Source organism: Salinimicrobium oceani, assembly GCF_012037645.1.
Window position 1 is genome coordinate 1 of record NZ_JAAVJR010000718.1, and the last position, 431, is coordinate 431.

At 39.0% G+C, this 431-nt stretch carries 1 protein-coding gene; it reads left to right on the plus strand.

The genetic code is table 11. The features are described from left to right. Positions 1-75: 75 nt before the first annotated feature. The coding region (locus tag HC175_RS19045; RefSeq protein ID WP_209310106.1) for a nitroreductase family protein at positions 76-431 on the plus strand (356 nt) is incomplete at its 3' end.

The window sequence follows — 431 nt, forward strand, 5'->3', positions numbered from 1 at the left end:
TTTCTCCTGTTCTCTTTATTTACTCTTTTTTGCAGTCTCCCCCCGGGAGACTTATCTTTGTGAAAAATATTGACGATGGAAAGTATAAACGCCTTAAAATGGCGATATGCAGCAAAGAAATTTGATCCCGAAAAAATTCTTTCTTCAGAAAAGATAGAGATCCTTAAAAGAGCTTTTAACCTTACTGCGACCTCTTACGGTCTACAGCCTCTAAAGCTATTAGTGGTTCAGAATAAACCCCTGCAACAAAAATTAATGGCTGCCTCCTATAATCAAAAACAGGTGGGCACCGCTTCCCATGTGCTGGTGATCTGTATTGAGAAAAGCGTGGGAAAGGAGTTTATAGAGAACTATTTTAAAACAGTGAGAGATACACGGCAAACACCCGATGAAGTATTACATCCTTTCAGGGAATCATTAATAGGGGATTT